At 50.7% G+C, this 26,079-nt stretch carries 39 protein-coding genes; all 39 read left to right on the top strand.

Annotated features, from left to right (window positions below):
* Positions 1 to 80: 80 nt before the first annotated feature.
* The 39 genes from JFN88_RS05795 (at position 81) to JFN88_RS05980 (ending at position 26,077) form a co-directional block, all read left to right on the top strand.
* Complete coding sequence (locus JFN88_RS05795; RefSeq protein WP_199018379.1) at positions 81 to 410, top strand: hypothetical protein; 330 nt, start codon at positions 81 to 83, stop codon at positions 408 to 410.
* Positions 407 to 2,419: an AAA family ATPase gene (locus tag JFN88_RS05800; RefSeq protein WP_199018380.1), complete on the top strand. Its 2,013-nt coding sequence runs from the start codon at positions 407 to 409 to the stop codon at positions 2,417 to 2,419. Before JFN88_RS05795 ends, JFN88_RS05800 begins: the two co-directional genes overlap by 4 nt.
* Positions 2,416 to 2,673 (top strand): hypothetical protein, encoded by a 258-nt coding sequence (locus JFN88_RS05805; RefSeq protein WP_199018381.1) that lies wholly within the window; start codon positions 2,416 to 2,418, stop codon positions 2,671 to 2,673. Before JFN88_RS05800 ends, JFN88_RS05805 begins: the two co-directional genes overlap by 4 nt.
* A 46-nt stretch (positions 2,674 to 2,719) precedes the next feature.
* Complete coding sequence (locus JFN88_RS05810; RefSeq protein ID WP_199018382.1) at positions 2,720 to 3,631, top strand: recombinase RecT; 912 nt, start codon at positions 2,720 to 2,722, stop codon at positions 3,629 to 3,631.
* The gene (locus JFN88_RS05815; protein WP_199018383.1) at positions 3,631 to 4,338 is read left to right on the top strand and encodes an MBL fold metallo-hydrolase; all 708 of its coding nucleotides are present in this window, start codon (positions 3,631 to 3,633) and stop codon (positions 4,336 to 4,338) included. The genes JFN88_RS05810 and JFN88_RS05815 overlap by 1 nt, the downstream gene beginning before the upstream one ends.
* On the top strand, positions 4,335 to 4,547 hold the full coding sequence (locus tag JFN88_RS05820) for a hypothetical protein (protein WP_199018384.1): 213 nt from the start codon (positions 4,335 to 4,337) through the stop codon (positions 4,545 to 4,547). Before JFN88_RS05815 ends, JFN88_RS05820 begins: the two co-directional genes overlap by 4 nt.
* A complete protein-coding gene (locus JFN88_RS05825; RefSeq protein ID WP_199018485.1) occupies positions 4,544 to 4,765 on the top strand; it encodes a hypothetical protein in 222 nt (73 codons plus the stop codon). The genes JFN88_RS05820 and JFN88_RS05825 overlap by 4 nt, the downstream gene beginning before the upstream one ends.
* Complete coding sequence (locus JFN88_RS05830) at positions 4,729 to 5,034, top strand: hypothetical protein (protein ID WP_199018385.1); 306 nt, start codon at positions 4,729 to 4,731, stop codon at positions 5,032 to 5,034. Before JFN88_RS05825 ends, JFN88_RS05830 begins: the two co-directional genes overlap by 37 nt.
* The gene (locus JFN88_RS05835; protein WP_199018386.1) at positions 5,031 to 5,183 is read left to right on the top strand and encodes a DUF6906 family protein; all 153 of its coding nucleotides are present in this window, start codon (positions 5,031 to 5,033) and stop codon (positions 5,181 to 5,183) included. The genes JFN88_RS05830 and JFN88_RS05835 overlap by 4 nt, the downstream gene beginning before the upstream one ends.
* Before the next feature lie 14 nt (positions 5,184 to 5,197).
* Positions 5,198 to 6,187 (top strand): replication protein, encoded by a 990-nt coding sequence (locus JFN88_RS05840; RefSeq protein ID WP_199018387.1) that lies wholly within the window; start codon positions 5,198 to 5,200, stop codon positions 6,185 to 6,187.
* Positions 6,174 to 6,518, top strand: coding sequence for a replicative helicase loader/inhibitor (locus JFN88_RS05845; protein ID WP_199018388.1), 345 nt, complete (start codon positions 6,174 to 6,176; stop codon positions 6,516 to 6,518). Before JFN88_RS05840 ends, JFN88_RS05845 begins: the two co-directional genes overlap by 14 nt.
* Positions 6,515 to 7,945, top strand: coding sequence for a replicative DNA helicase (gene dnaB / locus JFN88_RS05850; RefSeq protein ID WP_199018389.1), 1,431 nt, complete (start codon positions 6,515 to 6,517; stop codon positions 7,943 to 7,945). The genes JFN88_RS05845 and dnaB overlap by 4 nt, the downstream gene beginning before the upstream one ends.
* A complete protein-coding gene (locus tag JFN88_RS24795) occupies positions 7,942 to 8,070 on the top strand; it encodes a hypothetical protein (RefSeq protein WP_269846519.1) in 129 nt (42 codons plus the stop codon). The genes dnaB and JFN88_RS24795 overlap by 4 nt, the downstream gene beginning before the upstream one ends.
* A complete protein-coding gene (locus JFN88_RS05855) occupies positions 8,067 to 8,486 on the top strand; it encodes a RusA family crossover junction endodeoxyribonuclease (protein WP_199018390.1) in 420 nt (139 codons plus the stop codon). The genes JFN88_RS24795 and JFN88_RS05855 overlap by 4 nt, the downstream gene beginning before the upstream one ends.
* Before the next feature lie 5 nt (positions 8,487 to 8,491).
* Positions 8,492 to 9,502 carry a hypothetical protein gene (locus tag JFN88_RS05860; RefSeq protein ID WP_199018391.1) on the top strand — a complete coding sequence of 337 codons (1,011 nt, stop codon included), beginning with the start codon at positions 8,492 to 8,494 and terminating at the stop codon, positions 9,500 to 9,502.
* Between the two features lie 57 nt (positions 9,503 to 9,559).
* Positions 9,560 to 10,774, top strand: a complete 1,215-nt coding sequence (locus JFN88_RS05865) for a hypothetical protein (RefSeq protein ID WP_199018392.1) — start codon at positions 9,560 to 9,562, stop codon at positions 10,772 to 10,774.
* Positions 10,774 to 10,995, top strand: a complete 222-nt coding sequence (locus JFN88_RS05870; RefSeq protein ID WP_199018393.1) for a hypothetical protein — start codon at positions 10,774 to 10,776, stop codon at positions 10,993 to 10,995. Before JFN88_RS05865 ends, JFN88_RS05870 begins: the two co-directional genes overlap by 1 nt.
* Positions 10,992 to 11,543, top strand: a complete 552-nt coding sequence (locus JFN88_RS05875; RefSeq protein WP_233167428.1) for an HNH endonuclease signature motif containing protein — start codon at positions 10,992 to 10,994, stop codon at positions 11,541 to 11,543. The genes JFN88_RS05870 and JFN88_RS05875 overlap by 4 nt, the downstream gene beginning before the upstream one ends.
* On the top strand, positions 11,540 to 11,938 hold the full coding sequence (locus JFN88_RS05880) for a zinc-finger-containing protein (RefSeq protein ID WP_199018395.1): 399 nt from the start codon (positions 11,540 to 11,542) through the stop codon (positions 11,936 to 11,938). The genes JFN88_RS05875 and JFN88_RS05880 overlap by 4 nt, the downstream gene beginning before the upstream one ends.
* Before the next feature lie 127 nt (positions 11,939 to 12,065).
* Positions 12,066 to 12,620 carry an ECF-type sigma factor gene (locus JFN88_RS05885; protein ID WP_199018396.1) on the top strand — a complete coding sequence of 185 codons (555 nt, stop codon included), beginning with the start codon at positions 12,066 to 12,068 and terminating at the stop codon, positions 12,618 to 12,620.
* A complete protein-coding gene (locus JFN88_RS05890) occupies positions 12,602 to 12,970 on the top strand; it encodes a hypothetical protein (protein ID WP_199018397.1) in 369 nt (122 codons plus the stop codon). Before JFN88_RS05885 ends, JFN88_RS05890 begins: the two co-directional genes overlap by 19 nt.
* A complete protein-coding gene (locus JFN88_RS05895) occupies positions 12,970 to 13,476 on the top strand; it encodes an ASCH domain-containing protein (RefSeq protein ID WP_233167429.1) in 507 nt (168 codons plus the stop codon). Before JFN88_RS05890 ends, JFN88_RS05895 begins: the two co-directional genes overlap by 1 nt.
* A gap of 31 nt (positions 13,477 to 13,507) precedes the next feature.
* Positions 13,508 to 13,903, top strand: coding sequence for a hypothetical protein (locus JFN88_RS24410; protein ID WP_233167430.1), 396 nt, complete (start codon positions 13,508 to 13,510; stop codon positions 13,901 to 13,903).
* A 16-nt stretch (positions 13,904 to 13,919) separates the two neighbouring features.
* Entirely contained in the window at positions 13,920 to 14,228 is a 309-nt protein-coding gene (locus JFN88_RS05905; RefSeq protein WP_199018398.1) for a hypothetical protein, read from the top strand.
* A gap of 107 nt (positions 14,229 to 14,335) precedes the next feature.
* Positions 14,336 to 14,518, top strand: coding sequence for a DUF6877 family protein (locus JFN88_RS05910; protein ID WP_199018486.1), 183 nt, complete (start codon positions 14,336 to 14,338; stop codon positions 14,516 to 14,518).
* Between the two features lie 92 nt (positions 14,519 to 14,610).
* A complete protein-coding gene (locus JFN88_RS05915; RefSeq protein ID WP_199018399.1) occupies positions 14,611 to 15,054 on the top strand; it encodes an ArpU family phage packaging/lysis transcriptional regulator in 444 nt (147 codons plus the stop codon).
* A gap of 588 nt (positions 15,055 to 15,642) precedes the next feature.
* Positions 15,643 to 15,876: a hypothetical protein gene (locus JFN88_RS05920; RefSeq protein WP_199018400.1), complete on the top strand. Its 234-nt coding sequence runs from the start codon at positions 15,643 to 15,645 to the stop codon at positions 15,874 to 15,876.
* Complete coding sequence (locus tag JFN88_RS05925; RefSeq protein WP_199018401.1) at positions 15,873 to 16,409, top strand: ParB N-terminal domain-containing protein; 537 nt, start codon at positions 15,873 to 15,875, stop codon at positions 16,407 to 16,409. The genes JFN88_RS05920 and JFN88_RS05925 overlap by 4 nt, the downstream gene beginning before the upstream one ends.
* Positions 16,406 to 17,470, top strand: a complete 1,065-nt coding sequence (locus JFN88_RS05930; RefSeq protein ID WP_199018402.1) for a DNA cytosine methyltransferase — start codon at positions 16,406 to 16,408, stop codon at positions 17,468 to 17,470. The genes JFN88_RS05925 and JFN88_RS05930 overlap by 4 nt, the downstream gene beginning before the upstream one ends.
* Positions 17,445 to 18,737, top strand: coding sequence for a DNA methyltransferase (locus tag JFN88_RS05935; protein ID WP_199018404.1), 1,293 nt, complete (start codon positions 17,445 to 17,447; stop codon positions 18,735 to 18,737). Before JFN88_RS05930 ends, JFN88_RS05935 begins: the two co-directional genes overlap by 26 nt.
* 136 nt (positions 18,738 to 18,873) lie before the next feature.
* Positions 18,874 to 19,092 (top strand): hypothetical protein, encoded by a 219-nt coding sequence (locus JFN88_RS05940; protein ID WP_199018406.1) that lies wholly within the window; start codon positions 18,874 to 18,876, stop codon positions 19,090 to 19,092.
* Between the two features lie 34 nt (positions 19,093 to 19,126).
* Complete coding sequence (gene terS / locus JFN88_RS05945; RefSeq protein ID WP_199018407.1) at positions 19,127 to 20,014, top strand: phage terminase small subunit; 888 nt, start codon at positions 19,127 to 19,129, stop codon at positions 20,012 to 20,014.
* On the top strand, positions 20,007 to 21,428 hold the full coding sequence (locus JFN88_RS05950) for an AAA family ATPase (RefSeq protein ID WP_199018408.1): 1,422 nt from the start codon (positions 20,007 to 20,009) through the stop codon (positions 21,426 to 21,428). The genes terS and JFN88_RS05950 overlap by 8 nt, the downstream gene beginning before the upstream one ends.
* Before the next feature lie 14 nt (positions 21,429 to 21,442).
* On the top strand, positions 21,443 to 22,933 hold the full coding sequence (locus JFN88_RS05955; RefSeq protein ID WP_199018409.1) for a phage portal protein: 1,491 nt from the start codon (positions 21,443 to 21,445) through the stop codon (positions 22,931 to 22,933).
* Complete coding sequence (locus tag JFN88_RS05960; protein ID WP_199018411.1) at positions 22,930 to 24,483, top strand: minor capsid protein; 1,554 nt, start codon at positions 22,930 to 22,932, stop codon at positions 24,481 to 24,483. Before JFN88_RS05955 ends, JFN88_RS05960 begins: the two co-directional genes overlap by 4 nt.
* Positions 24,480 to 24,644 (top strand): hypothetical protein, encoded by a 165-nt coding sequence (locus JFN88_RS05965; protein ID WP_199018413.1) that lies wholly within the window; start codon positions 24,480 to 24,482, stop codon positions 24,642 to 24,644. The genes JFN88_RS05960 and JFN88_RS05965 overlap by 4 nt, the downstream gene beginning before the upstream one ends.
* Positions 24,645 to 24,694: 50 nt before the next feature.
* Positions 24,695 to 24,958, top strand: a complete 264-nt coding sequence (locus JFN88_RS05970) for a hypothetical protein (protein ID WP_199018415.1) — start codon at positions 24,695 to 24,697, stop codon at positions 24,956 to 24,958.
* A gap of 114 nt (positions 24,959 to 25,072) precedes the next feature.
* A complete protein-coding gene (locus JFN88_RS05975) occupies positions 25,073 to 25,711 on the top strand; it encodes a phage scaffolding protein (protein ID WP_199018421.1) in 639 nt (212 codons plus the stop codon).
* Positions 25,712 to 25,717: 6 nt separating this feature from the next.
* Complete coding sequence (locus JFN88_RS05980) at positions 25,718 to 26,077, top strand: hypothetical protein (protein WP_199018422.1); 360 nt, start codon at positions 25,718 to 25,720, stop codon at positions 26,075 to 26,077.
* Positions 26,078 to 26,079: the final 2 nt, after the last annotated feature.

The following is a 26,079-nucleotide window of genomic DNA, read 5'->3' on the forward strand; positions in this document are numbered from 1 at the left end:
ATAGCCCGCTGCAACGGGCTACACCAATCAATGGATGCCCCCATTCTACCATGTGTAAATGGGGGCGACAAGGAGGATTTATGACAAAACAAGAGCTTATCAATCGTTTGCTGGCACTGCCGGCGGTTATCAATAGTGCAGAAGAAGCTGTACTGGACGCCCATTCCGAAGTAATTGCGGCTAAAGATGAGCTACAGCTTAAGGAAGACGCGCTAATCTTAGGAAATGCCGTTGAAGGGAAAAACGCTGAAACCCGGGCTGCTCACATGCGTTCCATGACAGTGTTAGAACGACAGGCATTAGCAGAGGCGGAACTAGGGCTGAAACAATCTGCTGCACGCTTAGAGCGATTCAAGGTGGAATTCAAGGCGCTGCGCGCCGTCGCGCTGCTCCTGCAGGTGAACGTATGAACACGATCACCCTGCAACGCCTGACACTTCGCAATTTTAAAGGATTCCGCGAGTTTCAGCTTGTGGCCAATGGCCAACCGATCAATGTGTTCGGCGATAACGGGACAGGCAAGACAACTCTATTCGATGCTTTCACGTGGTTGCTGTTCGGCAAGGACAGCGCGAACCGGACTGATTTTGAAATCAAGGAGCTCGATTCCGCCGGCAAGGTTCGGCAGCACAAGCTGGAGCATGAGGTTGAGGGCGTTCTGGGTATCAACGGGAAGAACAAGATGTTCCGGCGTGTCTTCGTTGAGAAATGGACGAAGAAGCGCGGATCGCTGACAGCAGCGTTCGAGGGTCATGAAACTTCCTATTTTGTTGACGGTGTTCCAGTCGCTAAAAAGGAATACGACGCAGCGGTCACGGCTCTGCTGCCGGAGGAACTGTTCAAGCTCCTTACCAGCCCGACATTCTTTAACGAACAGCTCAAATGGCAAGATCGGCGAAAGCTGCTCCTGGAGGTCTGCGGGGATGTAACGGACGCCGAGGTCATTCATTCCCGCACTGAGTTAGCTCCATTGGAGGCTATACTACGTGATCGGAACATTGACGACCATAAAAAGGTCGTTGCGGCATCGATGAAGCGCATTAATCAGGAGATTGATGACATCCCGGTAAGGATCAGCGAAGCGCAACGGAGCATGCCGAATGTATCCGAAATCAGCGAGGACATGCTCAAAGAGGATATTGTTACCCTTCGCGAGCGGTTAACCGGTAAGGAGCAGGAGCTTGTCCGGGTGCAATCAGGTGGCCAAGCTGCTGAACTGCAGCATCGTCTTCGAGAAATTGAGGGCGAGCAGCTCCAGATTAAGAATGTATTACAAACGGCAGCGCTTGATTCAGTGGCGCAGCAACGAGCGCATGTAGATGCCCTCCACCGTGATCTGGATAAAGTTCGCCGGTCGATCGATGATCGGCAGTACAAGATTCAGAGCAATGAGCAGCGGATCACTGGACTTGACCAAGAGAGGGCGCAACTCCGAGCGGAGTTCAGCGCTGCAAGCACAGATGGATTTGCACATTCTGCTGACGATAACTGCCCGGCGTGTGGACAACTGCTTCCGGATGAGCGTCGGCAGGAAGCTCATGATGTGGCATTGGCCGACTTCAACCGCCGGAAGGCGGAACGTCTGGAAAGCATCCAGCGCCGGGGACGTTCTGCAAGGGATGAATCTGAACGCCTGGCCGATGAAATCACCCGCATGCGAGAGGAGTTTCGGCAGTTGGCTGAGCAGCAGGAGCAGTTGCAAGCTCGAATTGATATGGCCAACGCTGAGCTGGACCGCCTTCGTCAAGGTGTTCAGAACCCGGATGACGATCTGAAATATCGGAATTTGGGCGACGAGGCAGCGCTGTTACGCCAGCAAATCACTTTACTACAAACGGATTCAGCGCAAGAGCAGCAGCGGGTTCAACAGGAGATTCAAAGTTTGCGTGCAGAGATCAGCGTCCTGGATGCTGATCTGGCCAAATTCGAGCATGTACGCCGGCAGCAAGCCCGCATTACGGAGCTGGAGCAGCAGGAGAACAAGTTGGCTGGGGAATATGAGCAGTTGCAGCATGAGCTGTTTCTTACAGAGGAATTCACCCGAGCCAAGGTCAATCTGCTGCAATCTCGCATCGATTCCAAGTTCAAGTATGCACGCTTCCGCCTGTTTGATGAACAGATCAACGGTGGTTTGCGCGAGGTCTGTGACACACTCTACAACGGCGTGCCGTACGACAAGGGTCTTAATAATGCTGCGCGGTATCACGTAGGGATCGACATCATTAATACATTATCCCAGCATTACGAAGTGTGGGCTCCGATCTGGCATGACAACGCTGAGGCCGTTACAAGTCCGGCTGAGACTGACGCCCAGGTGATCCGCCTGATCGTGTCGGAGCAGGACAAGCGGTTGCGGGTACAGTCGTCAAAGGATTCGGATGATGGGCTTCTGATTGTGGACAATGAGGTGGTTTCATGAGCGACGTTGTTGAGGTCAAGGTTGTGACCGGTAAAGCTCGTTATGTGGATGCCCGAACAGAAACGCTGTACATCGATGGACAGAAATGGATGTCTGCCGCCCCGCTCTGTGAATGTCCGGAGGATGCAATTCTGGAGCGTGATCTGCTAGGACCTTCTGATTTTGCCAGTCTGCTGAAAAGCTTTTTGAAGGAACACCGAGGGAAGAAAGTCAGGTTTTTATATGAAGATGAGCCTGATGAGGAAGAAGAATGAGCGACTTCGTATCGAATCGCCTGACAAATTTAGGGAGGGTTATTAAATGAGTAAGCAAACACAAGTCTCAATTATTCAAAAGGATATTACAGATGACGTAAATAGGAGCCTTACACGGCTTAAGGATGATGGACTGATCTTGCCTCCCAATTACAATGCAAGTAATGCCCTGAAAAGTGCATTTTTCAAACTTCAAGAGGTACAGGACAAGAGCGGCAAACCAGCCTTGGATGTTTGCACAAGGGAATCAATCGCTAATGCGTTACTGGATATGGTTGTACAGGGCTTAAGCCCCGCCAAGACACAATGCTATTTCATTGTATATGGGTCTAAATTGCAGTTAAATCGTTCTTACTTTGGTACACAGGCTGTTGTTAAACGCTTGTCCAATGTCAAAGACATCTGGGCTAATGTGATCTACCAAGGCGATGTATTTGATTACGAGGTTACTGGCGGAAGAGAACATTTTGTTAAGCACGAAACAAAATTTGAAAATCGTGATAATGAAATTCTTGGAGCTTATGCAGTTGTGCAGACGGAAGACGAAAAAGTTCTTACCGTCATGACCAAAAAGGAAATCGAGGCGTCCTGGAGTCAATCCAAAACAAGTCAATCCGTTCACAAGAAGTTTCCACAAGAGATGGCCAAACGTACAGTGATAAATCGTGCAGCAAAGGCTTACATCAACACAAGTGATGACAGCGACCTGTTAATTGATGCAATTAATAGATCGACAGAAAATGAGTACGATGAGCGCATTGATGTGACTCCGGAAGAAGGCGTTAGGGCGGAGTTAACCGAGAATGCCAATCGGAAACCGATCGATGTCACCCCACCGCACGAATCGGATTCAGCTTCAGAGGGAGATGCGACGCCATCCCCTAGGCAGGAGGCACCAGCACGCGAACGTAAAGCGGCACCGCACGAAACTAACGCTGATCCGGAGATGGATTTCTGATGATCGACATCTATCCTATTGCCAGCAGCAGCGCGGGCAATGCCTACCGGGTGACTGATGGGCAGACGATGCTGTTGCTGGAGGCCGGGCTGGCATATAAGGAGATTCAACGGGCGTTGGATTTCAAGGTGACACAGCTCGCTGGCTGCCTGATTACTCATGAGCATGGCGACCATAGTAAGTCCGCCAAGGAGCTCATGCGTGCGGGTGTGATGGTTTATACCAGTGCCGGCACAGCGGACGCATTGGGTCTGACAGGGCATCGCTTGCAGATCGTTAAGCCGGGTGAGCGGGTGCAAGTCGGTTCATGGATTATTCTGCCCTTTGAGATTGAGCATGACGCAGCGGAGCCCCTGGGCTTCATCCTTGCAAATGCGGCCAAAGATAAGCTCGTTTTTTTGACGGACACCTACTATAGCCGGTACACGTTTCCCGGTATGACACACCTCATGGTCGAGTGCAATTATGCGCTCGACATTGTCAATAGACTGGTGGAGGCAGGGACGCTGCACCCGGCGCAGAAACGCCGGCTGCTCCGATCCCACTTTGGCCTGGACAATGTAAAAGATATGCTGCGCGCCAATGATCTGAGCAAGCTGCGGGAGGTATGGCTGTTGCATCTGTCCGACAGTAATAGCGACGCCGATCGGTTTAAGCGAGAGATACAGGAGATCACCGGGACGGTCGTCAAGGTTGCCCGGCGATGATCGAGCCACTTTATGATGAATACGGCGTGCCGCTCTGTCGGTCCGGCGTAGGAGAGCGCATATGGGCGTTCTATCATTCTGATCCTGAAAGATTTAAAGCGGAATCTCGAGCATACTTTGCCCTCGGCATGCCTGGCTGGACAGTTGTTAAGGCAAACTATCAGCACCGCATTATATGGTTGAGAGATGATCGGAGGCGGACCGTGTGATCGAGCAACTTGATTTATTTGATCTTGAACCCAAGGAGCAGCCAGCAGTTATTTTTAAATCCTATTCCGTACCGGCACTCAACGGCTTTTACTATGAAACCAAGACTCGTAAATTCGTTTCATTCGCTCTTGGCCAGCGATATTACGAGATTCCGGCCAGCCGTTGCCGTTTGGCGAAAGAATGGCAGCAGAAAATTATGAGGGAGCGATCGATTTGAAAAATTGTCATAACGAGATAAATAAATGGTTCGATGAAGCTTTGCAGGAAGAGCATTCGAAAGAAGTTGCTGTCAAATTGCTTCAGGTTGCAGCACGGACACTAGGAGCTCAAATCGCTCGAGTGGTTGAACCGGATGAAGTGCCTCATTTGTTAAAAGAAACTATTGACAGCTTAGGTCAAGGGCTTCAGGCGGGTATGCTGCTGCATTATGGCCAATCAGGGACATTTGAAGTTCAGATGTTCGGTGTCAGTAAGAGCAGATCATGAAGAACGGCAAGCGCCCGACACGGCGCCAGCAACAATTGATTAAAGCAGCAGGGTGGAATCCGGATAACTGGTTTGTGGTAAAGCATCTCCCGACAGAGATGCTTCTGGTTCATCGGTACACAGGCAGTAAAAAGGTAATTTGGGTATAGGAAGGTGAATGCCGATGGACTCCAGCGTCAATCCTCAACCAACTGATGGCCACATCCGAATATCTCATGAAATCCACCGAGAGCTGATCAGGCGGAAATTCACTCAGCGACAGAAGAATATTATTGATTTTGTGCTGACGCTGAGTTGGGGATGTAAGAAGCCATCGGCAATCATCCCCCAATTGAAGCAATTTGAGCAATGTGGGATTAGAAAGAATCATATTCGACAAGAGCTTGGTGTTCTTGTCGAAAAAAAAGTATTGCTTTGGGATGAAACACTATGCGTTTTTCAAATCAACAAGCATTATGACCAGTGGATTGTCGACCTGGTTGAGTCGTTTGATATAAAAACCATGAACGAATTGATCCGGATAAATTTAGAGAACGAGTCTCCCAATCTATCCAAATCGGTTCCCAAAAAGGGAACTGAGTTCCCGAAAAGGGAACCGAAAACCGGTTCCCAAAAAGGTGACAAAGTTCCCAAAAAGGGAACTGAGTTCCCGAAAAGGGAACTGAGCGGTTCCCAAAAAGGGAACTCGACGGTTCCCAAAAAGGGAACTGTGATTCGTGAATATCCCAGTCATATCAAGAAGTTTCAGCTCTCTAAAACAATTATTAAAGCAATTATTAAAAAAAGAACTACAACAACTACGCCAGGGGCATCTTCCAAGAAGGATTATTCCTTCGGAAATGTATTCAAAGCCTATGAAAAAAATTTCATAGCCGGGGGTAAGCTCACGGAATTCGATATTGAGGAATTTTCAGCTTTGTTTGATGACTACGGCGGGGAGTGGCTGCTGCAAGCTATGCGGGAGGCATACCGTCAAGGAACAGAAAAAAGGAACCTTGCTTACGTTCACGGAGTTCTTAAGGGATATCGAGGACGGGGAGGGCCTTTAAAGCAAAGTAGAGATTCGCCACGTCATGGACGCACAGCCAGACAACAACAGTTTGACGAACTGGACAAGCTCATTGAGGAGGAGATGGAGCGTGAAGCTCAGTGAAGTTGCCAAGCTTTACAAACACATTAAGAAGCATTTCCCTTTTTTTGATGCTTCGGTGGATCGGGCTAAGGATGACCACACTCGTTATCTCAAGGACTTTCCAGCCGATACAGCTTGGGAAAATATTGATCAGCACATTTTGACCGAGACGGTCACCCCTCAGATTGCTCACATCCGGGGGAGATTAGGGGACCAGATCGACAGCAAGCGCAGCAAAGATCAGGCCGCTGAATACGTGGCTCAGCTCCAGGAATGGGCTGCCAGTGACAGTCCGCCCCCTCCTGGATACTGGGAGGATGTACGACGCAAATTGCGAGGTGAGAGTCAGTGAGTAGTCTGGATGAGTTTTTGGGCATTGAGACGCCGGCTGACTTGCAGGCGGAACAAGCTGTTCTTGGAGCCGCATTAAAAGACAAGACCGCTTTTGAGACGGTCAGCGACCTGCTACAGGGCGGGGAATTTTACGAAAAAAATCACGCCCGAATCTACCGTGCCATGTCGCATATTGCGGATTCAGAGCAGCCGATTGACCTAGTTTCGGTTACCTCTAGGCTACAGGATACAGAGGAACTGGAACAGATCGGCGGCGTGAGTTATCTAGCTAGCTTGGTTGGTGGTGTCATTACCACACAAAATGTTAGTTCTTACGCTGAGCGAGTGCAGGAGATGTTCCTGAGACGCCAGGCAATCAAAACAGCGCTTGAACTGCTAAAAAATGCAGCTCAAGAGCAGGACGTTAAGGGCTTCGTGGCCATGGCTGAGGCTGCGGTCGGGAAACTCTCAGATCAGACGGTCCCGGTTAAAGAATTTGCCAGCATTAAGTCTGTGCTGATGCAAGTTTGGGAAGAGTCAGAGCAGCGGTATAACGTCAGAGAGACCAACCGGGGTGTTACCGGTATTGAGTCGGGGTATCCAGACCTTGACCGGATGACGGCGGGGTTCCAAAAGAACGACTTGATTATTGTGGCTGCTCGTCCGTCGGTGGGAAAGACGGCCTTTGCCCTGAACATCGCTCAGAACGTCGCTGTGCGGGCGAAAGAGATCGTTGCCATTTTCAGTTTAGAGATGTCGGCGGCTCAGCTCGTACAGCGGATGATTTGCGCGGAAGCTCAGATCGATGCCAGCCGCATGCGGACCGGGTTTTTCGAGGGCGATGATTGGGAGCGGATGGCCAATGCGGTCGGTATACTCTCGGAATCAAATATTCACATCGACGACACGCCAGGCATTACGGTCAACGAGATTCGGGCCAAATGCCGGAGGTTGAAGAAGGAAGCGGGGCTTGGCATGATTCTGATCGACTACCTACAGCTCATTCAGGGTAGTGGGCGACGCGGAGCCAATCGCCAAGAAGAAGTATCGCAAATCTCGCGTACGCTCAAGCAGATCGCTAGGGAACTGGAAGTTCCGGTCATTGCATTGTCTCAGCTCAGCCGGGGTGTTGAACAACGGCAGGACAAACGTCCAATGATGTCCGACCTTCGGGAATCCGGAGCGATTGAGCAGGATGCCGACATTGTATCTTTCCTCTATCGCGACGATTACTACGACAAGGAATCCGACAAGAAGAACATTATCGAGATCATTATCGCCAAGCAGCGGAACGGCCCAGTGGGCACGGTCGAGCTGGTGTTCTTGAAGCAATTTAATAAATTCGTTTCACTGGAGCGGACATATAGCACTTCTCCGGAGCCACCGGAACCTGAATCAAAAGGTAACCGAGTTCCTGACATGTATCGGAAGGGGAATACAGCATGAAGAAGCAGCGATTTGACCCGCTTTTTCGTCAACGGCCATTTCAAATCATTAAGGATCAGGGGCGTATCCTTGGGGTGGTCATCACGTTACCAGACCGTCGTAAGAAGGAGAAAAAGCTGAAATGATTCAATTCACAGTTTATGGGGAGCCAGTTGCCCAAGGCCGTCCCCGTGCTTCGACCCAGGGTGGATTCGTCAGGATGTATGACCCGGCGAAATCGAGGGACTACAAGGATTATGTTCGGATTGCCGCTTCGGAGCATGCGCCGGCCAAACTGCTGGATGGGCCGCTGGCCATGATGGTGATTGCCTATCGGCCCATTCCAAAATCCTTTAGCAAGAAGAAGGCGGCGGACGCAGAAGCTGGCCAGATTTATCCGGTATCCAAGCCGGACGCAGATAATTACCTCAAAGGCATCAAGGATGCGCTCAAGGGCATCATGTGGGTGGACGATAGTCAGGTGGTCGATGCTTATGTCCGCAAGAGATATAGCTTTAAGCCTCGTATCGAGGTAACAATCAGACAAATTAAGGGAGCGTGACAAGTATGAGTCACACAGAATTCAAGGCATTGCTTAAAAAAATTAACCTTAAGCCGAAAGGTGTTCAGGAAATCGTGCTGGAGATATCGGACGGAGCGCTAGCCGGCAAGATTGATGTTCTTTCTGCGTTGATTGACGGCCGAGTGGCGATTGCTGTCGACTCCGAGATCGTGCGTTATAACGTGCAGATCAATGCTCGTACCGAGCAGCCTATGAAGTCCTACAAGGTGGACGAGCGTGGTGTTGTATCCGAGGTTAAACCCCAGGGTGTTCAAGTCGAAATGGATCTGGATATCCCAATGGCTAAGGATCAAATTAAAGATGTGCCCGAGGAGATTAGCCGGGAGGTCGTGGATGAGTTTATTCTTTCTGGCCTTGCCCCGAGACCCGAAGGGCTGTGGTATCCGATTCAAGAATGGATTGAGCGTTTGGCTGAAGGAGAAACGTATCTGCGTTTGGCCAATGAGGCAAAAATCAGCAGCGGTAAGATTGTCGATATCATTGATGAGTACCGGCAGTCGGTTGCCCCGCTGGCGGCCAAATGGGACGAGTGGCGGCAGAATGGCAAGCCAGTTTCAGAGGATGATGAGGACGTCGATAGCGAGGATCGGGACGATCAGGACGAAGAAGACGACACAGATTCGGATACTCTTCCGTCAGATTCGGATTCCCCGGAAGAGCAGCAGCCGGATGAAATGGATATGGAAGATGACGGGGCAAGTACCAGCGGGTCGATTGACACGGTCGATGATTGGGAGCAGGAGCTTAAGGGAGAGAGTGCAGACAGCGCTGGCGGGCAGCCCGATGAAGCGGAGGACCTGGACACCTACATCCTTCGTGAGCGCCCGGTATTCGAGGATATTCCCTACGATTTTCCCGCGTTGTTGCAGCGTCGCAAGGGTGGAGAGACTTGGATGATCATTGCAGGATCATTGGGTATTAGCTCCGGCAAGTTATCTACTGCATGGAGACAGTACAAACAGCGTGTAGCCGACTCTATTGGTGGAGTTGCTTAAATATCATTTGCAGGAGCACGGCCTTTGGGTCGTGCCTCTGCACTGGAGGTGTGACTATTGTCGCAACGAGAGAATGGTTATAGTCCGGTTAAGACATTTTTCATGACACCGGATCAACTTACAGAATACAACAAGAGTGTCAAAGCAAAAGTTGATGGCCCTCAAATTACAAAGTGGAAGCGGACCATGACCAGGGAGCAGTATCTTGCTGCTCGCCTTGTTGACACTAGCCACGATGATATTATGTTGAGCTATTTTAATAACGATCCCCTGGAGCTGCGCAAGCAACTGCTGGAATGGGGCCTTGATAAAAAAACGGAGAAAAAGGAGCTGGAGCAGATGGCGCAAGCCAAAGTGGAACTGACGATTACCAAAGGGGAGTACCTACAGCGCCGTCTCAACGGCGAGAAGCGGAGTGGAATTCTTCGCTCACTGGGGGTATCCCCACCGAAATTTTACGAGTTACTGGACAAGTGGGGTATTCGTGAGATGGATGCGGAGGGGCGGGCTCTTGAGCTCATGGCTCCAACTGCACCAGCTCCAGAAGCACAAGAGCCGGTTCCGGTACCCAGCGAAGTCGAACAACGACTTGCTGAGCAACTGGAACATAAGGCAGAGGCGCGTGGGCTGCTTGCTCTCAATGCTCAGAACAACGCTGCTCAGCAAGAGGCCGGCGCCGAAATCCTTCAACGTATGCAGGAGAGGGCAGCAGTAGCAGCGCAGGCGCGGGAGAACTCCGAGCTGCATGCAGAGGTTCAAAAGTGGAAGGGAGTAGCAGAGGATTGGAAAGAGACTGTGGCCCAAGTATCCAATACTAATATGGAGTTGGAGCAGCAGATTGAAACTCAGCGTCAGGAGTTGCATGACCGTAACAGTAAAATTGCTGATCTTCAGGCGGCGGCCGATCGTGTAACAGTTCTTGAAGCGGAGCGGGACATGCTGATGCAAACAATTGAGCTGGCCGCAATCCAGGAGACTGGCATGATATCTTTCAATATTCCAATCCAGTCGGCTACGGTAGCCAATGCGGAACGAACCCGTATCTACACTGCTATTGAGGCGCTCGATACCGATATGGAGGCGGTCGACATCGACCGAGGACGCGTCATGCGGGAATTGTTCGATCTGCTCCAGAGCGTGGTCAATTTTGTAACAGCGGATTTAGAGGAATTGCATCCGGGGCAGGCAGCGGAAAGTTTTATTCATCAGTTCTTCGCATTTCATAACGAGCGCCATTTGGATACCCTTGCGGTTCAGCAGGAGGTGGTCTGATGCGGAATACCTTAGGAGATTTGAATAATCATTTGTTCGCGCAGTTGGAAAGGCTCGGCGATGAGGAACTGACAGGGGAAAAGCTTGAGGCCGAAATTAACCGTGCCCGTGCTGTCATGGGGGTTGCGTCTAAAATTATTGATACCGGTGCTTTGGTTATGAAGGATTGTTCACAAAGAAACAAAAAGATTTTATCGAAAAAAATGTTGAAGGCCGCTTGAATCAAGAACTCGCCGAACTTGTCAATGAAAAGTTCGGCCTGCAGATCACGGCTAAGCAAATGAATACGTATAAAAAAAATCATGGCTTGGTCGGCGAAGTAGATTGTCGATTCCAGAAAGGGAGCACTCCGGCAAACAAGGGGACAAAGGGATTGTACAATGTCGGCGGTAATCGGACTTCATTTAAACCGGGTCAACGCGCTTTAAATTACAAGCCTGTGGGCAGTGAGCGGATCGATGAAGATGGTTACATCTTAATTAAAGTATCCGATGATGGACCTTGGCATAAACGGTGGAGACATAAGCACAAAGTGGTCTGGGAATCCGAGTATGGTCCATTACCGAAAGGTCATGCAATTATCTTTGCAGACCAAAACAAGTGCAATATGAATCTGGATAATTTGATATTGGTATCCCGTAGTCAACTCGGAATTATGAATAGGAATGGTCTGATTCGAAATGATGCCGATCTAACGAAGACCGGTATAATTATGGCCGACATTTATCGGAAAATCGGTGAAAGGAAGCGAGGGAGCAAGAAAAAATGATCGATAATTATCCTATTCCAACAAGCTGCTCCTACTGCAGCAACGAGGTTATTTATACCAGCAACGCGGTCATCTACGGCCGCGAATATGGGAACGGCCGTTGCTACAAATGTACGGGTTGTGATGCTTACGTCGGAGTGCATACAGGCACAAACATTCCGCTGGGCCGTCTGGCCAACCGGGAATTGAGGGAACTGAAGAAGGATTGTCATGCTTTATTCGATCCGGTTTGGAAGCAGAACAAGAACATCAAACGGGAGCATGCGTACGGACGCCTGGCTAATGTGCTGGGCATTCCTCATGGCGAATGCCACTTTGGTTGGTTTGATAGAGATATGCTTCACCAGGCGTTGACCATCCTTCGTCAACCAGACTGGTACAAGGGGGTGAGTTAGCGGTGACCAAGAAGGAAGCCTCCCATCCCTGACCCTTCGTGCCTTTTCTGCCGGGGTACCGGGTACTTCGGCAGCAGAGAAGTTTATGAGTGCTATTGCATAGCAGAGGCAGGGAAGGAGGCATAGTGTGTCGATAGATCGCCTGAAAGAATACAAGTACAAGGCAGCCCGTATTAAAGTCCTATCGAATTATTATAATGGCAACGGGGTCGTTTCCAAGCCATTCCGAGAGGATGACGAGCTACAGCGGATGCATAGCAAATGGCGCGTGGAGCCTGATTACCTGACAGAAGAAGACAAGCAACTGGTGAAGACAGCAAGGGAATACCTCATAGGTAATCCGACAGGAACGTTTAACCAGCTTGCTGCCGTGCCAAAATTCGGGATTGATTCAATAGACACTCAACGGCTGCAGGAATTACGAAAAAAAGTTAAACGGGTTATCGCTGATCGGAACCAAAGTAAAAACGATATCGATACAGTACTTGATAGAGTATCGGAGCTGCAAGAGCTCAAAGCCGAAATGAAGCGAATGGATCTTGCATTAGAAGCTTTGGCCAGTATTAAGTCAGCGTATACCGAAGTGTTGCGACTTCGGTATATAGAGGGCTTGCCGGTAAACGAAATCGCACAAAAGATGTTCATAAATCGGAGGACGGCACATTGGCAAATGAGATTGTAAATAAGGAGCAGTTACACGCTTTGTTCCTATCCGGCATGCCGCTTAAGGAGATTGCAAAACGGATGAATAGCAAGCCCGGCAGCATCCGGACGATGATATACCATGAGAGGCAGCGCAACCCGTACGAGTGGCCACACCGGATTCACTATCCGGGCAAGCCGAAAGAGCTGCCATTAATGATGCACAGCTACGAGTGTACTGAATGCGCAACTCGGTTTGCCGTTGAGGATTACGAGGACGTCGACCATTCTGCTACAGTCTGCCCGATTTGTCAAAGTAATCAGCACCTGCAGGATGGCAATTACGGGCGGTTCATCCCCACTTCGGTGACCAGGAGGGCAGAGGCTTAATGGAATTATTAACTCCTATTAAGACGATTACCGTGTGGCAGCCTTGGGCAACATTGATTGCGTTGCAGCTCAAACTGCTGGAGACAAGAGGCTGGGCAACGAAGCACCGCGGTCCGCTGGCTATCCATGCTGCACAAAAGATTGACCGGGAGGCCTGTGAGCGGGAGCCGATCAAGTCCGCGTTGGCCAAATACGGTTACACGGTGGACAATCTTCCAACCGGTTCAATTGTGGCCATAGCAAATTTGTCGGAATGTTATCAAATAGAAAGGCCTACACCGGAACAGATCGATGGTGGACCGATTTGGCTAAAAGCATCTGCAGGTGGAAGCAAAGGATGGGCCGGGAAATTCCCGGATGAATATTATTTTGGAGATTATTCCGCCGGTCGTTTTGCGTGGGAGCTAACCAACGTTCAGCAGCTCAAAGAGCCGATTCCGGCGAAGGGGCAGCAGGGATTGTGGAACTGGAACCATCGGCACCGATTACCAGCTATAGGGGAGTAACCCCCTAATCAAATAAAAGGGAGCGATTAATATGAAATCGAAAAGGGACCGTCGTTATACTTGCCATTTAACAAAAGAAGGTGTGTCTGCGCTCCTTAGAGAGAAAGAAACGATCCTCAGAGAGAAGCTTCCATGGGCTAAAGAACTGGTTAGTAAAGAACCTGACCGCCAGCAATACATTAACATCAAGCAGGGACTTTTGAAACGTATTCTTAAAATCAACCAGATGCTCAATTACAACTCAAACAAGACCTATGAAAGCATTCCAAGGAAACGTCTTGATCTAGTCGGTGCTATCGGCTCCGTTACACGCCGAATAGAGATACTGGATGCGTTTGAAGACAGAGGAGAAGTAGAAGTGCGGGTGCGCGATAGCATGGGGAATGAGTATTGGACAGAACTGGATGATGATATTTCATTAGATTAGGGGAGGGTGGTAGAGCATGAATATTGAGGAATGTATTGATTTTCTAGGTTACAGACTCGACAGGATCGACCAGCCAATGGTTGATCTAACCGTGCCCGTCATCAACGGCATAATTGCTACGTCTAACGGCTTGCAAATTAATCGCAATCGGTTAGCTAAAATGGCACTACCGGACGAACAATTGGAGCAAGTCCAGCGGGTATGGCGGGTCGGTATATGGGACCACACCAACGCCCGCGGGATTTCTATATTTGAGGATAAGACACTGATTGGAGCGCTGAAGCAAGCAGTTGCTCAAGTCAAGCTCTGGAGCAGCGCGAAATGAATCCGCCGCCGAAGCTTTATGCGGACGGTCGTCACCGAGGAACATGCTCGCGAATATTGGAAGCAATTCTTCAAGCAAATGAGCAAAAAGAGATTGGGAGAGGAGCAATGAAAATGGGTATGAGTCCTATGCAAGAACTGGCAAACATTTCGAACAGGCTCCCAGTCGATGTTTTACAAGACATTAATCAGCGGATAGGGGACTGGCTGGCCACTGGAGGCAAGGAAACGGATGCTTACATTGAGCAGCAGTTGCGGTATGCGAAGAACGTAATAGAAGCTATAAAATAGAATAATCCCCCGCACCTTGGCCGGACCGCGGGGGACATGGACTTTCAGGCAGCCCTTCACTGCAATTATATCATTGGGAAGCGGTGAGGGGAATGACTGAACAACTAGCTTTAAACATTTACAAAGTAGATGAGGAAGCAACGAGAGCGGCAGTGGAGAAGTATCTGCTGCAAGCGCGTGAATATAAGGTAACGGAATACATCCCTCTGGAGACAAGCGTTACTGCATCGTACAGCGATATGCCGCGTAGTTTCACTGGTCTGACGAGTGATCAGACGGCCAAGATTGCGCTGGCCAACACGGACGAGCCCGAACGCCGAAGAAAGCATATTGAACGAGCAGAGCGAGCTGTCAGCAGGCTTGGCAAACGCCAACAGCAACTCATTCAAATTCGGTACATGGAAGATGATGATGTTATGGACTACGATGCTGCGCAGGAGCTTGGATTCAGTGATCGACATTACCGCCGGATCAAGTCAGTAGCAATCTATAGGCTGGCCACGATGCTTGGATTGCTGGTGTTACATGACGATTAAATCATGTCCGCTTTATGTCCGTATTTTGGCCGAAAAATGTCCGGTATTTGTCCGTTTTCTTGGAATAGAGCGTGTTATATTAGTAATGTGCCAATTGAGGTCAACCATCTCCCCTCATACATGCCGCTCCTTCGGGGGCGGTATTTTTAATTCAGAAAGCAGGGCGACAGATTGCTTCCACTCTGGCTTTAAGAGATAGGAAGTTTTCTTCCGGTCTCTTGACGAGTTTTGGAATCGGCTGTAAAATGCCTTTATACGTATCTAGTTACTAAGTGCGTCTTTAATAATAATGAGCGACAGCGCAATTATAAAAGTTGTGGTTGTTGTGACTGCTACTACAGTGCGACACGCGTTTTGTAACTAAGTACGTATAACACCCCTCATTCATCGAATTATCATGGAATTTGTTGGATGAAATGAATAAAGAATATGAAGCCTCAGGAGCCGTTTTAAGCCCTTGGGGCTTTTTTTCGTTCAGTTGATGGATGAGGGAATTGAAAGGCGGGGAATAGGGCGTTGCTTTGCTCAGAATACGCGTTCGCATCCCTGCCTAACCGAAAACCGACATAACACAAGGAGTTGATAGATTTGGGTATGACAATCAGAGATGAAATGATGAGACAAGCAGTTGCGCAAGCAGTTATTTCAGAGCCGGAGCTGCGCATGATGTTCTTCCCGAAGGGTGTACATTCGCCAGCACTATCTGTATTCACTGTGGTACTGACCGATGAAGAGAAGCTACAGCGCATGCAGGCCATGATTCCGACAGCCAATCCGTGGGAACGAAGGGTGTATGTGGAGGGAGTGTTTCCGAGCGCATGAACATTCAGATTATTCCGATAGAGCGGATCAATCCGGCAGCCTATAACCCGCGGGTTGACTTGCAGCCCGGCGATCCGGAGTACGAGAAGCTTCGTAGCAGCATAGAGCAGTTTGGATATATTGACCCGATCATATGGAATGAGCGCACCGGAAACATGGTTGGTGGCCACCAGCGGTATAAGATCATGGTCAACGAGCTTGGCCATAAGGAGCTGACTGTTTCTGTTGTTGATCTGGATGACCAGCAGGAGCGGCTGCTGAATCTGGCGCTCAACAAGGTGTCCGGCCTGTGGGATGACGAGGCACTAGCCATGCTGATCGGTGAGCTACAGGTGAGCGGCGCTGATCTGGCGCTGTCCGGATTCGATGATGATGAAATCAGCCGGTTATTGGCCGATTTTATGGAGCCGCCTGCTGATCAGCTCGGCGATTTCGATAACCGGGAGCTGGATGTTGAGGATTTCGATGAATCCCGCTTCGACTGCAAATGCCCGCGCTGTGGCTTCGTGTTCAACCAGGAGCATACACCATGAGTCGCCCCGCGTGGGATTGGCGCTTGTCCGACTTGGCCAGTGTGCAGCAGAATGGGTTGACGGTTCTCTCCTGCTTCGCTTGCGGCGGCGGATCGACGATGGGATACAAGCGGGCCGGCTATACGGTTCTTGGGAATGTGGAGATTGACCCGCAGATGATGCGCATCTATCAGCGCAATCATAATCCACGCTTCCCGTTCCTGATGCCCATTCAGGAGTTCAAGTTGCTGCATGATAGCGAGCTGCCGGCAGAGCTGTTTAATCTGGACATCCTGGACGGATCGCCGCCATGCAGTGTGTTCTCCATGTCTGGCCAGCGGGAAGATAAATGGGGAAGTGAGCATAAATTTCGAGAGGGTCAGACTGTTCAGCGGCTGGATGACCTTTTTTTTGATTTCCTAGATGTGGCGGAGAAGCTTCAGCCGCGGGTCATCGTGGCCGAGAATGTCACCGGCATGATCAGAGGTAATGCACGGGGATATGTCAGTCTTGTGCTGTCCCGGATGCGAGAGCTTGGATACAGGCCGCAACTGTTTCTCCTAAATAGTGCGACGATGGGCGTTCCGCAGAAGCGGGAGCGCATTATTTTTGTCGCAGCACGCTCTGATCAGGACTTTCCGCCGCTCAAGCTCGAATTTAACGAACCACCAGTATTGTATGGCGAAGTACGCAGCGGCGAGGGGACACCTATTGGAAAGGATCGAGTGACTTACAAGCGCTGGTTGCTGCGGCGCCCTTCCGATGCAGATGTTGGGGATATTACTCGGCGTACAGAGGGGCGGCAGAGTAGCTTCAACACCCGTCTGCTGGCAGATAACAAAGTGGTGAATACCTTACTTTCATCATCGGTGTACTTACGTCATGATGAGCCGTGCAAAATATCGGACGAGGATATCATCCGGATCCAGACGTTTCCGGCGGACTACGAATTTATGGATGCTGATGTGCAATACGTTTGCGGCATGAGTGTTCCGCCGCTGATGATGGAGCGGATCGCAGAGCAGATATATATGCAATGGTTTGGAGGGAACAACAGTGAAGGTTCAGACAATACCGATTGAACAGCTCAGACACAACGAATGGAACCCGAACGAAATGGATGAGCATATCTACCGTTCTCTGGTGGCCAGCATTCAGAAGCATGGCGTGCTGCAGCCTATCCTTATTCGAGCGGATATGACGATCATCAAGGGAGAGAAACGTTGGAGGGCGGCGAAGGAGGCAGGGTTGACCGAACTGGTATGCGTCGTCGTAGAATCTAGCAGCGAGGAAGCCAAGCTTCTGACGGTGAGCCTCAGTAACCTGCGAGGGAAGACGGATGAGGAACTGCTGGCGTCGCTGATCGAAGAGCTGACCGCTACATACTCTCTTGAGGAGATTTCGCTGGAGACCGGACTTCAGTTTGATGAGCTTGCCGGGTTGCTGCAAGGAGTGTCGGCTTATGTAGATATTGCTGATCCGGTTGTGGAGGATGATTTCGACGTCAGCAAAGCGTTGGAGCAGATTCGGGAGCCCGAAACGCGCCGCGGCGACGTGTTGCAACTTGGCCCGCATCGGCTGGTGTGCGGGGATGCTACAGACCCAAATGATGTTGCGCTGCTGATGGACGGAGACAGGGCTGCACTGGTCGTCACCGACCCGCCCTACAACGTGGCCATCGAAAGTGATTCCGAACGTCTGGCCGCTGACGGCCGCAGCAGCATATTGAACGATGACATGCCCGCAGAGGAGTTTGCGGGCTTTTTGCATGCTGTATTTCAGCAGTACGCCGATATTATGGCGCCGACGTCAGCGATCTATGTGTTTCATCCTTCATCCTATCAACGTGAATTCCAGGACGCTATGGAAGCAGTCAGGATTGTCATTCGCAGCCAATGTATATGGGTGAAGAACGCTGCTTCCTTCGGATGGAGTCAGTACCGTTGGCAGCATGAGCCAGTCTTTTATGCTCATCTTCGGGGCAAGGCTCCTGCGTGGTACGGCGACCGCCGGCAATCAACAGTTTGGCGTGACGGTCTTCCTGGTGCAGAGTTGGAGCCGTCCAGCGTGTGGGAGGTATCTCGCGGTGATGTGGGCAAATACCTCCATCCTACTCAAAAGCCACTCCCGTTGCTTGCCATTCCGATCGGCAACAGCAGTCAGAAGGGTGATGTGGTGGTGGATTTCTTCGGTGGCAGCGGCTCCACTCTCATGACCTGCGATCAGATGAGGCGCGAATGTCGAACGTTGGAGCTCGATCCGGTATTCTGCGATGTAATCAAGCAGCGGTACCGGACAGCTACTGGCATCGAGCCTGTGCTGATTCGCCGGACTGAACCTGCAGAATAAATAAAAAAGGAGAGGCGCTCGAACGCCCCTCCCAAACACCAGGTAACCCCGGCTGAGATAGTGGAAACCGTGGCCACGGACTCTACAAGCCACTATCTCGCTTCCCATCATACAGGAAAGCCGAGGTTACCACAATATGACAGAGCAAAAACATGATGATTTGTTACTACAGCACGAGCTTGAGGTCATGCAAGGTATCATCGAATCAAAGGAGCAGTACCGCCGCATCATCAAAGCCGTGGTTGCCCGCTGGGTCAGAGACTTTCAGGACAACCGCATTGAGATAAACACTGTTGACGATCTGCGGAAGCTGATCGAACTAGATATAGAATTGCAGAAGGACGAGTTGCTATAGCCCGTTCTCCTTTTGCTGGGGGTGGTGATATGTAGTGGCCAGAGAGCGAAGTCCTGAGCGGGACAAGGCAAAACGGATGTGGCTGGAGAGCGGCGGGACGATGTTGCTAAAAGACATCGCTGCTGCTCTTTGTATATCGGATAGCAAGGTCCGGAAGTGGAAGACATTGGACAAATGGAATGAAGAACTGAAAGGGAGCGCTCCACTTGATTCTAAAGGGAGCGCTCCCCGTCGTGGTGCTCCCAAGGGTAACAAGAACGCCCTGGGGAACAAAGGCGGCGCGCCGAAGGGAAGCAAGAACGCCCTGGGGAACAAAGGCGGTCACGGCGGACCATTTGGCAACAAGAAGGCCGTCACGACCGGAGAACATGAAACGATCTGGTTTGACATGCTTGATGAGGATGAGCAGGAGCTGCTGGCCGGGATTGATACCGATCCTATCGCACAGGCAAACGAGTCCATTACGCTGTTAACCATCCGGGAGCGACGAATGCTTCAGCGTATCAAGCGGCTGACTGACGGGCTGACAGAAAATCAAAAGCGTGTACTTCAGCAGCTTAAATCCTTCAAAGAAATAATTGAGGTTCATGATGAGAAGAGCGGGAAAACGAGCAAAGTGCCTGTTACCCGGAACAAGATGGTTGAGGCTGAGATCGAGGAAACAACATATCGGGTCATCGATGATATTCTCAAATTAGAGGATGCACTGACTCGAGTCCAGGATAAAAAACTGAAGGCCATTGAGTTGAAAAACAGGCTTACCGTTGTGGATGAGGAAAAGGAAGTCCGTACTGCTATCCTGCAAATCGAATTGCAGAGCCTCCAAGGTGGGGCTGGCGCAACTCAAAGCTGGACAGAAGCCCTGAAGGAGATCGCGGAGCGGCGTAAGGCTAAACGAGCAGAGGCTTCTGCCGATGAGTAAGCCTTACAATGTTGTATCTGATATCGTCATCCTGCTTGATTTGTATTGGGATGATCCGGTCGCTTTTGCTGAAGATATGCTGAACTTCGATCCCGACGAGTGGCAGCGGGCTGTCATGATGGATGTGGCACAACATCGATTAACGAGTGTCAGATCGGGTCAGGGCGTTGGAAAAACTGGACTTGAGGCTTCTCTCGTGATCTGGTACCTGTGTTGCCGGCCAAATTGCCGTGTTGTCTGTACTGCACCGACAAAGCAGCAGCTCAATGACGTGCTTTGGGCAGAAGTGGCCAAGTGGTTGGAAACATCCATGGTCAAGAACCTACTCAAGTGGACGAAAACGAAGGTTTACATGGTTGGCCATGAAAAGCGATGGTTCGCTACAGCACGTACAGCAACAAAGCCTGAAAACATGCAGGGTTTCCATGAAGACTATATGCTATTTATCGTGGATGAAGCTTCCGGCGTGGCTGATCCGATCATGGAGGCCATTATGGGAACGCTGACCGGTGATGAGAATAAGCTGCTAATGTGTGGAAACCCGACTCGGACGAGTGGGGTTTTTTATGATTCTCATAACCGGGACAGAAGTCGCTTCCGTACACACAAGGTAGACAGCCGGACCAGCAAGCGGACCAGCAAAGATAACATTCAAATGCTGATTGATAAGTACGGCGCCGAGAGCGATGTCGTTAGGGTCCGAGTGTATGGTGAATTCCCCAAAGCTGAGGCGGATGCATTCATTGCTTTGGAAATTGCGGAGCTGGCTGCGGAAGCAAATATTGCCCCTGCTGGAGACACGCTGCACCTGGGCGTCGACGTCGCCCGCTTTGGTGATGACGAGACAGTCATTGCGCCGCGTGTCGGCATGAAGGTGTTCAAACTCAAATGCTACAACAAGCAGGATACGATGGTGACCGCCGGTTGGGTGATCGCTCTGGCTCGAGACATGCTCCGGAAGCATTCGTCGCTCCGCAATGTAGAAATCAAGGTCGATGATAGCGGCGTTGGGGGCGGAGTGACAGACCGGCTGAATGAAGTCATCCGGGAGGAGCGTCTGAAGGGTTGGCGTGTGACACCTATTAATAACGGAAGCAAGCCCACCCGCAAGGAAGAGGAGCATTACGAGAACCGAGGAACAGAGACATGGGCTGATTTACGGGATCTGCTGCAGGAGTCCTTTTCCAAACATATTCAGGGTCAGCCAGTCTCGCTTGAGCTGCCGGATGACGAACGCCTGGTCACACAGCTCACGCAGCGGAAGTACCGCATGACCAGCAAGGGTAAGCTTGCGCTGGAACGTAAAGAAGATATGAAGAAACGCGGACTGGATTCCCCGGACAGGGCGGATGCGGTCGTTTTGGCGTTCGCGCAGCCAGAGCGCGGCGGCGTATTCTTCCCGAATCAGAAATGAGAGGAGGAACAAACATGCCATGGCCATTTGGCGATGAACAGCAAAAAGAGATTGAAAACATCATTATTCGCGGCGCGAAGACAGCCGCCACGCTGGAGCAGATCATTCAACTTGAAATAGGCGACTGGCGAAAATCGGACAAGCGAGAATGGATGGGAATCGGCGAAAGGTACTACCGCAATAAAACCGACATCCTTGATCGTGAGAGGACGGCGATCGGCGCCAGCGGTGCCAAGGAGATTGTCGGCAATCTGGCCAACAATAAGCTGGCCAACGCTTTCTCGCGGAAGTTGGTAGATCAAAAGGTCGGCTATCTGTTGGGCAAGCCGTTGAGCATTCAGACGGTCAACAAGCAGTATGCAGACGCCTGGACTGAGATATTCAATTCAGCTATGTATCGTCGCCTACAGAGTACAGGCAAGGAAGCTGTGAATAAGGGGATTGCCTGGTGGTTTGTCAATTATGACGAGGCTGGTGAGTTGTCGTTCCGCAAAATGAAATCAGAAGAAATCATTCCACTGTGGGCCGATGAAGCACATACCATCCTGGACGCGGTTATCCGTGTCTATGATATCACCGTGTACGAGGGATTGCAGAAAAAGACGATCCGGAAAATCGAGTGGTGGGATAAATCCGGTGTGCGCCGCTATGTGATGGATGGTACCGGGCTATTGCCGGACGTCGAGGCCGGGGCGATAGAGTCGCATTTTACTGTTATAAAAAAAAGTAACGGTGAAGAGGAGCAGAAAAACTGGGAGCGCGTCCCGTTTATTTGCTGGAAGTACAACGAGGAGGAGCAGTCGCTTGTTGAGATCATCAAATCATTGGCTGATGACTATGACCGGAACAAGTCCGATAACAGTAACAATCTTGAGGACCTGCCCGATAGCATTTACGAGGTTGCAGAGTATGACGGAACTGATCCGGGTGAATTCAGAAAAAATCTCTCGGTATGGCGCACAGCTTTCGTGTCTAATGGCGGTGGAATTAAGGCGATCAACTTAGAAATAAATACCGAAGCCTACAAGATACACATGGAGCAGTCACGAAAAGACATCTATGAGTTTGGTCGGGGCGTAGACACTCAGGGCGTGGATATAGGGAGCGCACCCTCGGGTATCGCGTTGAAATTTCTTTATTCCGATCTTGATCTGGACGCGAGTCTAATGGAGACGGAATTCCAGGCATCTTTAGAGCAGGTTCGCTGGTTCGTTGATAATCATCTGTATTACATTTCCGGTACTGACTATAGTAACGAAGATGTGCAATTTATTTTCAACCGCGACATGCCAACCGATGAATCGGCTATCATTACGGCGATCAAGGACAGCGTGGGCATTCTGTCGGACGAGACGCTTGTCGCGCAGCATCCGTGGGTTCGGGACCTGCAAGCGGAGTTGAAACGGATCAAGAAGCAGAAGGAGGAAGCTTTGAAACGCATGTCCGACGGTTATGGTGGTATGCCGCCGAGCAAGGACCCGGACAAAGACGGTGGGGACGAATGAAGCCGGAGGAATACTGGTCTAAGCGCATGGAGGCACTGAACGAGGCTGAGCTGCGAAAGGGTGAGGAATACGTCCGGAAGCAGAACGAGGAATACGATAAGGCCATGGCCCGGATCAAACGGGACACGGACGCTTGGTATGCTCGTATGGCCAAGAATAATGATGTCAGCATGGCCGAGGCCCGGAAACTGCTTAAAGATAATGAGCTTCAGGAGTTCCGGTGGTCCGTCCAGGACTACATTAAAGCCGGTCGTGAGAATGCGATTGATCAGCGATGGATGAAAGAACTGGAGAACGCCAGTGCCAAGGTCCATATCACCCGGCTTGAGGAATTGCAGACCAAGCTGCAGCAGGAAGCGGAGCTTCTGGCAGCCAAGCGGGTCAAAGGGGCCACCGAAACGTTAGGTGATATTTACAAGGATGGCTATTACCGCGGTATCCATGAGGTTCAGAGGGGCGTGGGTAAGGGCGTTCCGTTTGCGCGGCTCGACGGCCGGCAGATCGACAAGGTGTTGTCCAAGCCCTGGGCGCCGGATGGCAGCAACTTCAGCGCGAGAATCTGGGCCGACCGCGATAAACTGGTTTCGGAGCTCCACACAACGCTGACTCAAAACCTGATCAATGGATCGCCATCAGATAAGGTAATCAATGATTTCGCGCAGCGTATGGGTGTCAGCAAGTCGATTGCTGAGCGACTCATTCTTACAGAGTCGGCCTACTTCGCGGGCCAGTCCCGGCTTGACGGGTACAAGCAAACCGGTATCACTCATTATAAATATGTGGCCACGTTGGACAGCCGGACCTCGGACAAATGCCGCCATATGGATTCAAAAGTCATTCCGATCAGCGAAGCGGAGCCCGGCGTGAATTATCCACCCTTGCATGCATATTGCCGCAGCACGACTATTCCTCACTTTGATGAGGCGGAGCCGGATTCGGACGATGACGAGGACCTTTATGATGTCCCGGAGGATATGCCTTACAAGGATTGGGCTGAGGAGCACGCGCCGGCAGATGCAACTGACCCGCCTAAGCCAGCGGACACAGCACCAGTAGGGCCGCCGAAGGTTACGACAGTAGAACCTGATAAACTGACAATTGATGAAGAGGCAGCCGTTACGAATTATATTGGAGGAGGCTCCTACACACTGAATGACAAACTTCGGCGTTCCCAGCCACTTAACAGTGAAGAGATGGCATGGGTGGAACAATTGGACAAGGCGCTGAATAAGCTTCCGAGATATTCAGGTGACTTGACAAGGTCCGTCCATTTCTTTTCGCCGGCAGCTTTGCAGGATTTTGTGAGAGACATCAAGCCTGAAACCGTGGTACAATATCCGCAGTATATATCCACTACTGCTGGCGATTTGTATAATTCAAAAGCCCAAGTGATTTTCTACATTCTCGATGCAGCTCTCGGGGCGGATATCACGGCGCTGAATCCTGGGGAAATGGAAGTGCTATACGGCAGGGACTTTCCTTTTAAAGTGGTCGAGCTGGAGATAATAAACGGTATGTACCATATCCTGTTGAGGGAGCTGACGAAATGAGTGAAAATAAGCCTTTTTCTGATCCCAGATGGAACGACTCCGGCAACCCAAAGGTGATCGGTCATTTTAAACGGACAGAGGAAGAACGGGCTGCTGACAAGCAGCGATTCCGTGATCATTTGCGGAAAGTCGGTATTTTGAAAGATGAATCGAAAGACTGAAGCACTCACGCTACGGCGAGGGTGCTTTTTTTATGGGGAGGTGGGTAATAGTGGTCAAGCTCTACAAAAAGAATGTATACGTCCAGACAATTAAATTCGACAACACGGCCGGTAACCACCAGGCGATCATTGAGTTTACAGGGTGGCCGATCAGCGTTGAGTATACCAGCGATGGGGTGCAGTTGCGCGTCATCCGGGGCGCATACAGCGTGCTGGTGGCCAAACTTGGTGAACTTATCGTAAAAGGAGCGGACGGCTCGCTTCGGGTTTGCACCCGGGAAGCATTGGAAACGGAATATGAACTTGTAGAATGATGGGCTCCGGCTGAGACTGCCGGGGCCTTTGCCGTCTTTGGCTGGTAGACGAAAAAACTGGCTCATCACCGGACGCAACCGGGTAAAAAGCGAAGATGAATAGGAGGATCACATATGACAAAGGAAGAGTTTATCGCATTAGGACTGACGGAGGAACAGGCCACAAAAGCCGCGACTGCTTCAGCCGAGGAACTGAAGGGATTCATTCCGAAGGCTCGATTTGACGAGGTGAATACATCGAAAAAGAAAGCCGAGGATGATCTGAAGGACCGTGACAAGCAACTGGAGGAGCTGAAAAAGTCCAGTGGCGATGCTGCGGAGCTTACGAAGAAAATCGAATCCCTTCAGACCGAGAATAAAGCTGCCAAGGAAAAGTATGAGACTGAGGCTGCTACTCTCAAGCTGAATACCGCCGTGAAGTTGGCGCTCGCCGGAAAGGTTCACGATCCGGACGATGTCACCCGGCTGCTCGATACGACTAAAATCGAGCTGGACGAGAACGGTAGTGTTAAGGCCGGACTGGACGACCAAATCAAAGGCCTGCAGACCAGCAAGGCTTATTTGTTCATTCCAGAGGATAGCGGAGCTGGCCAATTCCAGTTCCGCGGCACGAATCCGTTCGAGAGTGGCGGTTCCGGTGGAAGTGGTGGTAGCGGCAAAGACAAAGCGGCTGACTTCGGAAAGCAGATCGCCGAATACGCAAAAGCCAACGCTTCGACGTCCGATGCGCAAAAATCATATTTTGGAGGCTGATAATCTATGAGCAAGTTTGTAACCACGACGTATGGCAATCGAAAAGGAATCCTCAAATTCCCGGATCATTACGTTACGATACCGATCACCGTTGATAACACGGGAGTAACAGCAAACGCTGACGGCAAAAAGATTGTTCCTGCTGGTACGATCATGGGCGGCGGTGTAATTTCCGATGCCACGAAATTGGCGGTCAAGAAAAACGATGTAGGAGCAGAAGGCGTCTTGTTTAATGATGTTGACGTGACCTATGGCCCGGCGCCTGGTGCCCTATTGATTCACGGCTACATCGACTTGGCCAAAATACCGGAAGCACCGGTAACCGCCGCTGCTACTGCACTTAAACAAATCACATTTATCGCCTAATG

This window comes from Paenibacillus roseus (assembly GCF_016424485.1).
Lineage (GTDB): Bacteria > Bacillota > Bacilli > Paenibacillales > Paenibacillaceae > Paenibacillus_D > Paenibacillus_D roseus.

Bases quoted from the DNA above. Each gene is read 5' to 3' on its own strand.
- JFN88_RS05980 (WP_199018422.1), top strand. From the start codon at position 25,718: ATGAGCAAGTTTGTAACCACGACGTATGGCAATCGAAAAGGAATCCTC.
- JFN88_RS05955 (WP_199018409.1), top strand. From the start codon at position 21,443: ATGCCATGGCCATTTGGCGATGAACAGCAAAAAGAGATTGAAAACATC.
- JFN88_RS05950 (WP_199018408.1), top strand. From the start codon at position 20,007: ATGAGTAAGCCTTACAATGTTGTATCTGATATCGTCATCCTGCTTGAT.
- JFN88_RS05965 (WP_199018413.1), top strand. From the start codon at position 24,480: ATGAGTGAAAATAAGCCTTTTTCTGATCCCAGATGGAACGACTCCGGC.
- JFN88_RS05910 (WP_199018486.1), top strand. From the start codon at position 14,336: ATGAAAATGGGTATGAGTCCTATGCAAGAACTGGCAAACATTTCGAAC.
- JFN88_RS05795 (WP_199018379.1), top strand. From the start codon at position 81: ATGACAAAACAAGAGCTTATCAATCGTTTGCTGGCACTGCCGGCGGTT.
- JFN88_RS05930 (WP_199018402.1), top strand. From the start codon at position 16,406: ATGAGTCGCCCCGCGTGGGATTGGCGCTTGTCCGACTTGGCCAGTGTG.
- JFN88_RS05905 (WP_199018398.1), top strand. From the start codon at position 13,920: ATGAATATTGAGGAATGTATTGATTTTCTAGGTTACAGACTCGACAGG.
- JFN88_RS05975 (WP_199018421.1), top strand. From the start codon at position 25,073: ATGACAAAGGAAGAGTTTATCGCATTAGGACTGACGGAGGAACAGGCC.
- JFN88_RS05895 (WP_233167429.1), top strand. From the start codon at position 12,970: ATGGAATTATTAACTCCTATTAAGACGATTACCGTGTGGCAGCCTTGG.
- JFN88_RS05880 (WP_199018395.1), top strand. From the start codon at position 11,540: ATGATCGATAATTATCCTATTCCAACAAGCTGCTCCTACTGCAGCAAC.
- JFN88_RS05855 (WP_199018390.1), top strand. From the start codon at position 8,067: ATGATTCAATTCACAGTTTATGGGGAGCCAGTTGCCCAAGGCCGTCCC.
- JFN88_RS05815 (WP_199018383.1), top strand. From the start codon at position 3,631: ATGATCGACATCTATCCTATTGCCAGCAGCAGCGCGGGCAATGCCTAC.
- JFN88_RS05940 (WP_199018406.1), top strand. From the start codon at position 18,874: ATGACAGAGCAAAAACATGATGATTTGTTACTACAGCACGAGCTTGAG.
- JFN88_RS05820 (WP_199018384.1), top strand. From the start codon at position 4,335: ATGATCGAGCCACTTTATGATGAATACGGCGTGCCGCTCTGTCGGTCC.
- JFN88_RS24795 (WP_269846519.1), top strand. From the start codon at position 7,942: ATGAAGAAGCAGCGATTTGACCCGCTTTTTCGTCAACGGCCATTTCAA.
- JFN88_RS05840 (WP_199018387.1), top strand. From the start codon at position 5,198: ATGGACTCCAGCGTCAATCCTCAACCAACTGATGGCCACATCCGAATA.
- JFN88_RS05860 (WP_199018391.1), top strand. From the start codon at position 8,492: ATGAGTCACACAGAATTCAAGGCATTGCTTAAAAAAATTAACCTTAAG.
- JFN88_RS05805 (WP_199018381.1), top strand. From the start codon at position 2,416: ATGAGCGACGTTGTTGAGGTCAAGGTTGTGACCGGTAAAGCTCGTTAT.
- JFN88_RS05925 (WP_199018401.1), top strand. From the start codon at position 15,873: ATGAACATTCAGATTATTCCGATAGAGCGGATCAATCCGGCAGCCTAT.
- JFN88_RS05830 (WP_199018385.1), top strand. From the start codon at position 4,729: ATGGCAGCAGAAAATTATGAGGGAGCGATCGATTTGAAAAATTGTCAT.
- JFN88_RS05960 (WP_199018411.1), top strand. From the start codon at position 22,930: ATGAAGCCGGAGGAATACTGGTCTAAGCGCATGGAGGCACTGAACGAG.
- JFN88_RS05870 (WP_199018393.1), top strand. From the start codon at position 10,774: ATGCGGAATACCTTAGGAGATTTGAATAATCATTTGTTCGCGCAGTTG.
- JFN88_RS05835 (WP_199018386.1), top strand. From the start codon at position 5,031: ATGAAGAACGGCAAGCGCCCGACACGGCGCCAGCAACAATTGATTAAA.
- JFN88_RS24410 (WP_233167430.1), top strand. From the start codon at position 13,508: ATGAAATCGAAAAGGGACCGTCGTTATACTTGCCATTTAACAAAAGAA.
- JFN88_RS05810 (WP_199018382.1), top strand. From the start codon at position 2,720: ATGAGTAAGCAAACACAAGTCTCAATTATTCAAAAGGATATTACAGAT.
- JFN88_RS05800 (WP_199018380.1), top strand. From the start codon at position 407: ATGAACACGATCACCCTGCAACGCCTGACACTTCGCAATTTTAAAGGA.
- JFN88_RS05915 (WP_199018399.1), top strand. From the start codon at position 14,611: ATGACTGAACAACTAGCTTTAAACATTTACAAAGTAGATGAGGAAGCA.